Annotated in this window: 11 protein-coding genes; 2 read left to right on the top strand and 9 right to left on the bottom strand. The window is 71.8% G+C overall.

The genetic code is table 11. The features are described 5' to 3' along the window. Window positions 1–88 precede the first annotated feature (88 nt). A complete protein-coding gene (thiL, locus tag IOE58_RS02720; RefSeq protein ID WP_193864860.1) occupies window positions 89–1,144 on the bottom strand; it encodes a thiamine-phosphate kinase in 1,056 nt (351 codons plus the stop codon). Between the two features lie 130 nt (window positions 1,145–1,274). On the opposite strand from thiL, the gene IOE58_RS02715 reads away from it, so the two are divergent. Next, complete coding sequence (locus IOE58_RS02715; protein WP_259891894.1) at window positions 1,275–1,742, top strand: DUF3515 domain-containing protein; 468 nt, start codon at window positions 1,275–1,277, stop codon at window positions 1,740–1,742. 93 nt (window positions 1,743–1,835) lie between these two features. Here the strand turns inward: IOE58_RS02715 and IOE58_RS02710 are convergent, their stop codons facing one another. The 7 genes from IOE58_RS02710 to leuC form a co-directional block, all read right to left on the bottom strand. Continuing rightward, window positions 1,836–2,951, bottom strand: coding sequence for a D-alanine--D-alanine ligase family protein (locus tag IOE58_RS02710; protein WP_193864859.1), 1,116 nt, complete (start codon window positions 2,949–2,951; stop codon window positions 1,836–1,838). Between the two features lie 13 nt (window positions 2,952–2,964). Beyond that, entirely contained in the window at window positions 2,965–3,975 is a 1,011-nt protein-coding gene (locus IOE58_RS02705) for an NAD(P)H-dependent glycerol-3-phosphate dehydrogenase (protein ID WP_193864858.1), read from the bottom strand. Next, on the bottom strand, window positions 3,975–4,940 hold the full coding sequence (locus tag IOE58_RS02700) for a lysophospholipid acyltransferase family protein (RefSeq protein WP_193864857.1): 966 nt from the start codon (window positions 4,938–4,940) through the stop codon (window positions 3,975–3,977). The genes IOE58_RS02705 and IOE58_RS02700 overlap by 1 nt, the downstream gene beginning before the upstream one ends. Continuing rightward, on the bottom strand, window positions 4,940–5,560 hold the full coding sequence (locus tag IOE58_RS02695; RefSeq protein ID WP_193864856.1) for a DUF2867 domain-containing protein: 621 nt from the start codon (window positions 5,558–5,560) through the stop codon (window positions 4,940–4,942). The genes IOE58_RS02700 and IOE58_RS02695 overlap by 1 nt, the downstream gene beginning before the upstream one ends. Window position 5,561: 1 nt before the next feature. Beyond that, window positions 5,562–6,878, bottom strand: a complete 1,317-nt coding sequence (murA, locus tag IOE58_RS02690; protein ID WP_193864855.1) for a UDP-N-acetylglucosamine 1-carboxyvinyltransferase — start codon at window positions 6,876–6,878, stop codon at window positions 5,562–5,564. Between the two features lie 156 nt (window positions 6,879–7,034). After that, window positions 7,035–7,646 carry a 3-isopropylmalate dehydratase small subunit gene (gene leuD, locus IOE58_RS02685; protein WP_193864854.1) on the bottom strand — a complete coding sequence of 204 codons (612 nt, stop codon included), beginning with the start codon at window positions 7,644–7,646 and terminating at the stop codon, window positions 7,035–7,037. Between the two features lie 37 nt (window positions 7,647–7,683). Next, window positions 7,684–9,096 carry a 3-isopropylmalate dehydratase large subunit gene (gene leuC, locus IOE58_RS02680; RefSeq protein WP_193864853.1) on the bottom strand — a complete coding sequence of 471 codons (1,413 nt, stop codon included), beginning with the start codon at window positions 9,094–9,096 and terminating at the stop codon, window positions 7,684–7,686. 141 nt (window positions 9,097–9,237) lie between these two features. On the opposite strand from leuC, the gene IOE58_RS02675 reads away from it, so the two are divergent. Next, window positions 9,238–9,972 (top strand): IclR family transcriptional regulator, encoded by a 735-nt coding sequence (locus IOE58_RS02675; protein WP_193864852.1) that lies wholly within the window; start codon window positions 9,238–9,240, stop codon window positions 9,970–9,972. Between the two features lie 2 nt (window positions 9,973–9,974). Here the strand turns inward: IOE58_RS02675 and IOE58_RS02670 are convergent, their stop codons facing one another. Then, window positions 9,975–10,793 carry a universal stress protein gene (locus IOE58_RS02670; RefSeq protein WP_193864851.1) on the bottom strand — a complete coding sequence of 273 codons (819 nt, stop codon included), beginning with the start codon at window positions 10,791–10,793 and terminating at the stop codon, window positions 9,975–9,977. Window positions 10,794–10,807: the final 14 nt, after the last annotated feature.

The following is a 10,807-nucleotide window of genomic DNA, read 5'->3' as shown; positions in this document are numbered from 1 at the left end:
CCAACCACCACCGCACCACACCCCCACCCTTCTGAAGGCACCACGGGCATCGTCAGCCAGCCGAACACGGCGGCCGAACGCACCAGGATCAGTCGAAGTGATCGAACCCCGCACCCGCGATCGGTTCGCCGTCAAGCAGCACCCGCGGCCCGTCGCTGTCCCCGTAGCCGGAGTGCCCCTGCTCGGCGCGGGACAGCACACGACCGATGGGGCGGAACCCCTCGGGCACCTCCCCCTCGCCGAAGGCAGCCAGCATGGCGTGCTCCTCCCCGCCGTGCAGCACCCACTCCCACGCGTCTGCCCCCAGGCAGTCCGCCACGGGGCGCAGAGCGTCGACATCCGGAGCCAGCAGATCGGAGGCCAGGTCCACCAGCACGCCGGAGGCCGCCGCGATACGGCTCCCGTCGCGTACCAGCCCGTCGGAGAGATCCATCATCGCGTGCGCCGTGCGCCCCGTCGTCCATCCGAGCGAGAGATCCGGATCCGGGGCGTTGTGCCAGCCCACCATCTCCCTCAGCTCCTCAGCGAGCTCCGGGTCGAGACCCGGATCCACCAGCACCACACCGGTCGGGTCCATCTCCACCCTGTCGGACAGCACCCCGGTCAGACCCGCTGCGGAGCGCCCGAGCAACGGAGCACCGATCGCGATCACATCCCCGGGCCGGGCCCCGCTGCGCAGCACAGGCTCCTCGCCGTGCTCGAGGGCCCCGACGGCAGTGATGGTGAGAGTGCACTGATCAGCTCGCCCCAAGTCCCCACCCACCAGCTGAGCGCCGTCCCGGGCCGCCCGTCGGGTGAGACCGATCGTGACCTGTTCGAACCACTCGACCGGCGTGTCCTCCGGGGTGGAGACGGCAGACACCAGCGCCAGAGGTCGGGCGCCCATCGCCGCTACATCAGCCATGTTCTGCACTGCAGTCTTGTGACCGATCCAGGCCGGAGTCGTGGCATGGGTCAGGAAGTCATACCCCTCGACCATGCTGTCGGTGGTGATCACCATCCGCGACGAGGGAAGGGAGAGCACTGCCGCATCGTCACCAGGCCCCACCTCGATGCTCGCAGCCCCTCCAGGACCACCGGGAGGCAGGTGCGACAGAAGGCGGGCGAGGATCCCGGCCTCACCGGGGCGCGCTTGGTCTCTCATCCTCCCAGTGTGCCGGAGCGGACGCGCAACTGTGACGCAGGGGATTCACGATCAGCTCCAGCGGTAGGCTCGACGGGTGCCCCGCCGACCGCCCGCTGCCCGACGCCCCCCTCTCCGAACACGCCTGCTCGTGCTGCCCGCGCTCACCGGGCTGCTGCTGGGGATCGCTGGCTGCGGCACGGTCCGGGTGCCCGCGGGGCCGGCGGCATCGGATCCGCTGTGCGCCGAGATCGTGCTCGGTGCCCCGCACGAGATGCTCGGCCAGCCCCGCGCCGAGACCAGCAGCCAGGGCACCGTGGCCTGGGGATCCGGGGACGACACCGTCGTGCTGCGCTGCGGCGTCGCCCCCCCCGGTCCCACCACCGATGCCTGCACCCGACTCGGGGACACAGACGGCATCCAGGTGGACTGGATCGTGCGTGAGCAGGACGGCATCGTGCTGCTGACCACCTACGGTCGCGAACCGGCGATCGACATCTCGGTGCCGCGCGCGGTGGCCCCGGACCAGCCCTCGGCCGCGGCCATGGACATGGGCCGACTGATCGACGCCACCATCCCTGCCACGGACCACTGCGTGGGGCCCGGCGACGTGGAGTGAAGGCCCCGATCGACCGGGTCGGCCCACGGGAGAAAGCCCGCCCGGGGTCAACCCTGACAGCCCTCCCGGAGAGAGCCCGCCCGAGCTGGGCCCTCAGCGCAGACCGATGCGCCGTGCCAGCGCCTGCTCCACCAGATCTGTGATCAGCGCCGTGTAGTCCACACCCATGTTCTGCCACAGCACCGGGAACATCGAGTACGGGGTGAAGCCGGGCATGGTGTTCACCTCGTTCACGATCACCGTGTTCTCCGGCGTCACGAACACATCCACCCGCGCCAGGCCCTCCAGGCCGAGTGCCTCGAAGGCGGCCGCGGACACGTGCCGCACCTCCTCCAGGACGCGGTCGGGCAGCTTTGCCGGGATCTCGATGTCGATCGTCCCCTTGCCGAAGTACTTCGAGCCGTAGTCGTAGAACTCGAGATCCTCCCCCACGCGCACCTCACCGGGCAGCGTGGTGCGCGGCGGTCCCCCGTCGGCTCCCTGCAGCACGCCGCACTCCACCTCGCGCCCGGCGACGGCCTGCTCGATCAGCACCTTCGGATCCTCCGCGAAGGCCTCCCGGAGCGCGGGCTCGAGCTCCTCCTCGCGGCCCACTCGGGTCACGCCCAGGCTGGAACCTGCCCGGGACGGCTTGACGAACCACGGCAGCGGGTACGACTCGCGCAGGTGCCGCATCACGGAGCGCGACTGCTGCTCCCAGTGGTCCTGGTGCACCACGTGGCCCGGTGCGCAGGTGAGGCCCGCGGTGGTCAGCACCAGTTTGGTGGTGGCCTTGTCCATACTCATCGCGGAGGCCAGCACCCCGCTGCCCACGTACGGCACATCCAGCAGGTCCAGGGCCCCCTGGATGGTGCCGTCCTCCCCGTAGGAGCCGTGCAGCAAGGGGAAGACCGCGTCGATGCGGGCCAGCGGCTCCACACGGCCGTCCCGGATCACGCGCAGCTCGATCGGCTCCCCGGCGCTGTGGCGCACAGCGGGCAGCAGCACCTCCGGTCCGTCACCGCTGACCTCCGGTGCCCTGCCGTCCACCAGGGTCCAGTCGGCCGGGTCGTCGGAGACCTGCACGTAACGGCCCTCCCGCGTCACGCCCACGGCGATCACGTGGTACTTCTCGCGGTCGATCGCGCCGAGGACGCCGCCGGCGGTGATGCACGAGATGCCGTGCTCCCCGCTGCGGCCGCCGAACAGGAGTGCAACGGTGGTCGTCATCGCTCCAGCGTAATCACTCAGGCCGCACGGACCGCGCCAGCAGGGCCGTGGTGACGTGCTCGATGCTCGCGCCGTGATCCACCACCGCCACCACGGAGCGGGTGATCGGCATGTCCACCTCGAGGCGCTCGGCGAGATCGGCGACGGCACGGGCCGTGGCCACGCCCTCCGCTGTCTGCCCCACCTCCGCCACGGCCTGCTCGATGTCCAGACCCCGCCCCAGTGCGAGCCCCAGGCGGTGGTTCCGGCTGAGGGGGGAGGCGCAGGTGGCCACCAGGTCACCCATCCCGGCGAGGCCCGCGAAGGTCTCCCGCCGGCCCCCGAGGGCCACGCCCAGACGGGTGATCTCCGCCAGGCCGCGGGTGATCAAGGAGGCGGTGGTGTTGTGGCCGTGGCCGAGGCCGGAAGCCGCGCCCACCGCGATCGCCACCACGTTCTTGACGGCACCGGCGATCTCCACGCCGGTCACGTCGGTGGAGGTGTACGCCCGCAGGTACGGGGCGTCGCACCAGCGGGCGAACACACCGGCCAGCTCCTCGTCGGCCGCGGCGACCACGCTGCCGCAGGGGCGGCGCTCGGCGATCTCCGCCGACAGGTTCGGTCCGGACAGCACTCCCACCCGCTGCGCGCTCACACCCCCTGCCTCCACCAGCACCTCGCTGATCCGGGCGTCGGTGCCGCGCTCGATGCCCTTGGTCAGCGACAGGACCGGCACGGCGGGCAGACCCTCCCGAAGGCCGGGCCGACGGCGCCACTGGCCGAGCGTCGCGCGCAGTGCCTGGGCAGGCACCGCGACCACCAGTCCCTCGGCCCCCTCGACTGCCTCCTCGATGCGAGCGGTCCCGGTGACGGCGGCAGGCAGCTCCCGCTCCCCCAGGTACGCGCGGTTGGTGCGGTGCTCGCTGATCTCGCGGGCCACGTCCTCACGGCGGGCCCACAGCACCACGTCGTTCCCGGCGTCGGCGAGCACCTGCGCGAAGGTGGTGCCCCAGCTGCCGGCACCCAGCACGGCCAGTCGGGCCATCATCGCTCCTCGGGCGGAGTCGAGAAGGTGGACCGCCGCAACAGGGGGCTGCGACGGCGGCCGACGTCACGCCGCCCCGCATCACGGCGGCCAACGTCACGGCGGCCGATGCCGCGGCGCTCGATGCGGCGACGCACCGCCCGGGAGGCGGGGCTGCCCTCCTCAGGCCGATGGGGGTCCAGCCGGGGGTCGTGCCGCTGCGCGGGCGGCTGCTCCTGCCGCAGATCGGCGAGCATCGCGGTGATCACGTCCATCACGTGACCGGTCACCCGCACCGCCGCGTCGTGGGTGCTCTCCCCCTCGGCGCGCTCGGCGCGGATCGGTGCGCCGACCTGCAGGGTGAGGCTACGGCCCGGGCGCGGCCGCGGCAGCGCGGAGCCGACGGGCCACAGCTGGGGGGAGCCCCAGCACGCCACGGGGATCAGCGGCGCCCCGGTGTCCAGGGCGAGCCGGGCGGCGCCCAGTCGGGCCCGCATGGGCCATCCCTGCGGGTCCCGGCTGTAGGTGCCCTCGGGGAACACCATCAGCATCTCGCCCCGCCCCAGGGCGGCGCGGGCTGCGGCGAGGGCGCCTCCGGAACGGGCCGTGCCGCGCAGCACCGGGATCTGCCCGGTGGCGCGGATCAGGCCCCCCACAACGGGGATGCGGAACAGGGACTCCTTGGCCAGGAAGCGGGGGGCGATCCCCGCGGCGTGCAGCAGGTGACCGTAGGCGAAGGCATCGAAGGGGCCCAGATGATTGCCGCACACCACGGCGGGCCCGGGCACCTGCAGGTTCTCGCGGCCGATCCAGGTGGGGCGGGCGAGCAGGGTGAGGATCGGCCGCAGCGGCACCTGGAGCACGCCGATCACGGCCCCGGAGCGTCTCTCGGGTGCGCGGGCGCCACCCAGGTCCCAGCTGACGGCAAGGTCATGTGCGCGCTGCCGCAGGGACCGCGCACGGCGAGCGGGCGGCGGCGGGGTCATCAGCGCGGGTCGGTGCTGCTCGCACCGCGGCCCAGGGCCTTGCGCACGGCCTGGGCACGCACGGACCGGTTCCGGCGGGCGGCCGGCAGTGCCTGCCCGCCGGCCAGGGAGCGGCGGCGCAGCGTGGTCGGTGCGCGACGCGCCAGGGTGTTCACGGCCGCGGCGTGCATCAGTCGACGGGGACCGAATGCGAGGCGGCCCCGCAGGCTGCGGTACTTCACGGCCGTGGTGACCTGCAGCAGCCGGCCACCGGGAAGCAGGGCCACGCCGATGCGCACCAGCAGGTCCTCGTCGTCGTCGCGGATCAGGGCCTCCGAGCCCACCACCTCGGCGGCCACGTACTCCTTGGCCGGGGGCGGCACCATGTCGAACAGCCGCACGGCCTCATCGCGCAGGGCCAGCAGGCCTCGCCGGCCCAGCGGCGTGTTCTCGTGGGAGAAGATCGCCTCCGCCCAGGCACGCGGATCGGGCTCGTCGACGCCCCGGGTGGGGACGATCACCACGTCGCAGTAGTCCGGGACGGGGATGTCCCGCAGTGCCAGCGAGGTGGAGGCCGAGGTGTGGCCGGCGCTCAGGGCACCGTCCGTGCCGGTGTCGATCACGTCGTCGTGCCCGGGCATGTCAGTCCTCCCAGAACTCGGCCCCGAGGGCGGTGAGCTTCTCGCGGAACAGCTCGTAGCCGCGGTCGATCAGGTCGATCCCGTGGATGCCGGAGACCCCCTCGGCGCCCAGCGCGGCGATCAGGTAGGAGAAGCCGCCGCGCAGGTCCGGCACGGTGATCTCGGCCGCATGGAGGGCCTTGGCGCCGGAGATGACCGCGGAGTGGTTGAAGTTGCGGCGGCCGAAGCGGCAACTGGAGCCGCCCAGGCACTCGCGGTACACCTGGATGCGGGCACCCATGTCGTTGAGGGCATCGGTGAAGCCCAGGCGGTTCTCGTACACCGTCTCGTGGACGATGGAGATGCCGTCGGCCTGGGTCAGCGCCACCACCAGCGGCTGCTGCCAGTCGGTCATCAGGCCCGGGGGCACGTCGGGCTCCACGGCGATCGCCCTCAGCGGGGGGCCGGGGGGGGAGAACCGGATGCCCTCCTCGGTGATGTCGATCCCGCCGCCGATCTTCCGGAAGGTGTTCAGGAACGTGGCCATCGGCTTCTGCTGCGCACCGCGCACGAACACGGAGCCCTTGGTGACCAGTGCCGCGCAGGCCCAGGAACCTGCCTCGATGCGGTCCGGGATCGCCACGTGGTCGTAGCCGCCCAGCCTGTCGACGCCCTCGATGGTGATGGTGCGGTCGGTCTGCAGGGAGATGATCGCACCCATCTTCTGCAGCACCGCGATGAGGTCCTCGATCTCGGGCTCGACCGCGGCGTTGGTGAGCTCGGTGATGCCCTCGGCGCGCACCGCCGTCAGCAGCACCTGCTCGGTGGCGCCCACACTGGGGTACTCGAGGTGGATCTTGGTGCCGCGCAGGCCGTCCGGCGCGGTGATGTAGATGCCCATCTCGCGCTTGTCCACCACGGCGCCGAAGCTGCGCAGCACGTCGAGGTGGTAGTTGATGGGGCGGTCCCCGATGCGGCAGCCGCCCAGGTCCGGGATGATCGCCTCGCCGAGGCGGTGCAGCAGCGGGCCGCAGAACAGGATCGGGATCCGCGAGGAGCCGGCATGGGCGTCGATATCGGCCACGTGGGCCTTCTCCACGGCCGAGGGATCCATGCGGATCACGCCGGAGGCGACGTCCCGCTCGACCTTGACGCCGTGCACCTTCAGCAGCTCGCCCACGATCTGGACGTCCCGGATGTCCGGCACGGAGCGCAGCACACTGGGCTGCTCCCCGAGCAGTGCGGCCACCATCGCCTTGGAGACGAGGTTCTTCGCGCCGCGGACGGTGATCTCACCGTCGAGCCGGCGCCCGCCGCGCACATGGAATGTCGAACTCATAGTGTCCTTGCTCCGCTGGACGGGCACCTCGGCACCCGCTTGTATGACCGGCTCACCATACCGGAGCTCCCTGGTCGCACGCCGCGACGCAGGTCTCAGTCCCCGCGCGATCGGCGACCCCTGCCGGGAGCGCGGCAGGCAGCTGCGGTACCGCGCTCAGACCGACTCGGCGTTGCGGGCCGGGAGGGTCTTCGGAAGCCACGAGGGGCGTCGGGCCTCGAAGGCATCGATGTCGGCCTCGTGCCGCAGGGTCAGGCCCACGTCGTCCAGGCCCTCCATGAGGCGCCAGCGGGTGTAGTCGTCCACCTCGAAGCGGAAGGTCGCATCGGCGGCGTGCACCTGGCGCTCCACCAGGTCCACCGTGACCTCCGTGCCCGGGGCCTCCTCAAGGATCTTCCACAGCTGCTCGATGTCGTCCTGGGCCAGCTGAGCAGCCACCAGGCCCTGCTTGCCGGCGTTGCCGCGGAAGATGTCCGCGAAGCGGGAGGACAGCACGGCCTTGAAGCCGTAGTCGCGCAGGGCCCACACGGCGTGCTCGCGGGAGGAGCCGGTGCCGAAGTCGGGACCGGCCACCAGCACGGAGCCGCTGCGGTAGGCGTCCTGGTTCAGCACGAAGTCCGGGTCATTGCGCCAGGCGGAGAACAGCCCGTCGTCGAAGCCGGTCTTGGTGACGCGCTTGAGGTAGACGGCCGGGATGATCTGGTCGGTGTCGACGTTGCTGCGGCGCAGCGGGACGCCGATGCCGGTGTGGGTGGTGAAGGCTTCCATGGGTGTGCTCCTGGGATCGCGGTGGTCGAGGGGAGGCTCAGGCGACCGGCGTGAGGTCGGAGGGCGAGGCGAGGGTGCCGCGCACGGCGGTCGCCGCAGCCACCACCGGGGAGACCAGATGGGTGCGGCCGCCCTTGCCCTGCCGGCCCTCGAAGTTGCGGTTGGAGGTGGAGGCGGCGCGCTCACCCGGGGTGAGCTGATCCGGGTTCATGCCCAGGCACATCGAGCAGCCGGCCTGGCGCCATTCAGCGCCGAAGTCGAGGAACTCGCGGTCCAGGCCCTCCTGCTCCGCCTGCAGGCGCACCCGGGCGGAGCCGGGCACCACCAGCACCCGCACGTCGGGGTGCTTGGTGCGGCCACGGATGGTCTCGGCGAAGGCGCGCAGGTCCTCGATGCGGCCATTGGTGCACGAGCCCATGAACACGGTGTCCACCTTGATGTCCTTGAGCGGGGTGCCGGGCACCAGGTCCATGTAGGCCAGGGCGCGCTCGGCGGCCACGCGGGCATTGTCCTCGGCGAAGTCCTCCGGCGCCGGGACGGAGGCCGACAGCGGCAGGCCCTGGCCGGGGTTCGTGCCCCAGGTGACGAAGGGCTCGAGCTGGTCGGCGTCGATGGTGACCTCGGCGTCGAACACCGCGTCGTCATCGCTGCGCAGCGTGCGCCAGTGCTCCACCGCCGCGTCCCAGTCCTCGCCGACGGGGGCGTGGGGACGGCCCTGCACGTAGTCGAAGGTGGTCTGGTCAGGGGCGATCATGCCGGCCCGGGCACCGGCCTCGATCGACATGTTGCAGATCGTCATGCGGCCCTCCATGGAGAGGTCGCGGATGGCCTGGCCGCGGTACTCGAGCACGTAGCCGGCTCCGCCGCCGGTGCCGATCTTCGCGATCACCGCCAGGATGATGTCCTTCGCGGTGACGCCGGGCTTGAGGGACCCCTCGACGTTGATCGCCATGGTCTTGAAAGGGGTCAGCGGCAGGGTCTGGGTGGCCATCACGTGCTCGACCTCGCTGGTGCCGATGCCGAAGGCCAGTGCCCCGAAAGCGCCGTGCGTGGAGGTGTGGGAGTCGCCGCACACCACGGTGATGCCGGGCATGGTCAGACCCAGCTGGGGCCCCACCACGTGCACGATGCCCTGGTCCTTGTCGCCCAGGGAGTGGATGCGCACCCCGAACTCCTCAGCGTTGCGGCGCAGGGTCTCGATCTGGGTGCGGGAGGTGATGTCGGCGATCGGCTTGTCGATGTCGACGGTGGGGGTGTTGTGGTCCTCCGTGGCGAGGGTCTGGTCCACGCGCCGCAGGGCACGACCCTCCTGCCGCAGACCGTCGAAGGCCTGGGGGCTGGTGACCTCGTGGATCAGGTGGAGGTCGATGTAGAGCAGATCCGGTTCGCCGTTCTCCCCGCGGCGCACCACGTGGTCTGCCCAGACCTTCTCCGCCAGCGTTCCCGCCATGGATGATCCTTCCCCGCGCCCGGATCGCGGGCGCCTTCTGCTCTGGTGACGCACCCGAGGGTCGGGCGCACCCCGTCATCCTGCGGGGAATCCCACTCCGCGACACTTGCGTCTCATAGAATAAGACGGCAGTATCGGACCATGGACACCACATCGACCGAGAACGGCAGCGGCGTCGGCGTTCTCGACAAGGCCGCGATCGTGCTCAGCGCCCTCGAGGCCGGCCCCGCCACCCTGGCCCAGCTCGTGCAGGCGACCGGCCTGGCCCGGCCCACCGCCCACCGTCTCGCCGTGGCGCTGGAGTACCACCACCTGGTCACCCGCGACATGCAGGGCCGCTTCGTGCTCGGCCCGCGCCTGGGCGAACTGGCCGCCGCCGCCGGCGAGGACCGACTGCTGGCCGCCGCCGGGCCCGTGCTGGCCGCCCTGCGCGACCATACCGGCGAATCAGCGCAGCTCTACCGCCGCCAGGGCGATCACCGCATCTGCGTGGCGGCCGCCGAGCGCCCCATCGGCCTGCGCGACTCGGTGCCCCTGGGCGCCACGCTCACCATGAAGGCCGGCTCCGCGGCGCAGATCCTGCTGGCCTGGGAGGAGCCGGACCGCCTGCACCGCGGCCTGCTCGGCGCCCGCTTCACCGCCACCCAGCTCTCGGCCGTGCGTCGCCGCGGCTGGGCACAGTCCATCGGCGAGCGCGAACCAGGCGTGGGATCGCTCTCCGCCCCCGTGCGCAGCTCCAACGGCCGCGTGATCGCCGCGCTCAGCATCTCGGGCCCCATCGAGCGACTCACCCGCCAGCCCGGCCGGCTGCACGCCACCTCCGTGATGAGCTCGGCCAACCACCTCACAGAGATGCTGCGCCGCGCCGGCGGCTGAGCTCAGGACCGCTCGATCCACACAGGCGTGTGCGCGTACCGCAGCACCGTGACCAGTTGCCGCGGTGCGGTGATCCGCTCGGGCCGCCCCTCGACCCTCTCCCCGGGGACCACCATCAACGCCGCGCCCTCACTGGCGTGCACCAGCTCGCGCGGCGCATGGGTGGTGGGGATCGTCACCCCCAGCACCTCGATGTGGGGATCAGCGGAGGCGACCGCCTCGCGCACCTCGCCGAGGATCTGCTGGGCGCGCTGCTCATCGGCATCGGCCCGAACCACCAGTTGGATGGGGCGGCCGTAGCCCCGCGCGAGCTCCACGGCTCGCTGCACGGCCTCCTGCCCCCGGGGGTGGTGGATCAGTCCGATCGGGCCGTCGACCGCGAGATCGCCGCGCACCACCACCACGGGGCAGCACGCCTTCGCCGCCAGCGCCAGGCTCTTGGAGCCGACGATCAGCGTGAGCAGGCGCCCCAGGCCTCGACCGCCCACCACCATCACGTCCGAGCGGGAGCTGACGTGCAGCAGCACCGGCACCGGGTTGCCGTCGATGACCTGCGAGGTGATCTCCAGGTCGGGATGGACCTGGCGGGCGATCGCCACCGCATCCTCGATCAGGCCGTCCGCTGCGGCCCGGATCCCCGACCCCGTCAGGCCCGGGATCGGATCGGTGTTGACGTCGAGCTCGGTCCATACGAAGGCATGGACCAGGTGCAGCTGACCACCGACCACGTGCGCGTGATGGGCGGCCCATCGCACGGCACGATCCGCTTCCGGGGTGTCCGAGACGCCCACGGTGATGCGCGGAACTGTGACGGAGGTCATACATGGCAGTCTAG

The organism is Brachybacterium epidermidis (genome assembly GCF_015209585.1).
In the GTDB taxonomy this organism is placed as follows: Bacteria; Actinomycetota; Actinomycetes; order Actinomycetales; family Dermabacteraceae; genus Brachybacterium; species Brachybacterium epidermidis.
Note: the sequence above shows the minus strand (reverse complement) of the source record. Positions and strands in the feature narration are given on the sequence as shown.